Origin of the sequence: Xenorhabdus yunnanensis (genome assembly GCF_028598805.1) — a bacterium.
Lineage (GTDB): Bacteria > Pseudomonadota > Gammaproteobacteria > Enterobacterales > Enterobacteriaceae > Xenorhabdus > Xenorhabdus yunnanensis.
Window position 1 is genome coordinate 1 of the sequence record NZ_JAQRFI010000335.1, and the last position, 223, is coordinate 223.

A 223-nucleotide genomic window follows, 5' to 3' on the forward strand; every position below is an offset into this window, starting at 1 on the left:
TTACCGGCCTTTGACCCGTGAGGACAGCCAGAGGAGCCAAAGCCCGGTCGGGCAGCGTATTCCTGATTTAAAACTGTATCTGCTGGATGCGCAGCAACAACCGGTGCCGGATGGAGTCGTGGGTGAGTTGTATGTTGCGGGCGCAGGGCTGGCGCGCGGGTATCTGAATCGCCCGGAACTGACCGCTGAGCGTTTTCTGGCGGATCCGTTTAGTCCAACAAGC

At 59.2% G+C, this 223-nt stretch carries 1 protein-coding gene; it reads left to right on the forward strand.

Annotated features, from left to right (window positions below):
- On the forward strand, nucleotides 1-223 hold a 223-nt coding region (locus PSI23_RS22495), incomplete at both ends, for an AMP-binding protein (RefSeq protein ID WP_273557098.1).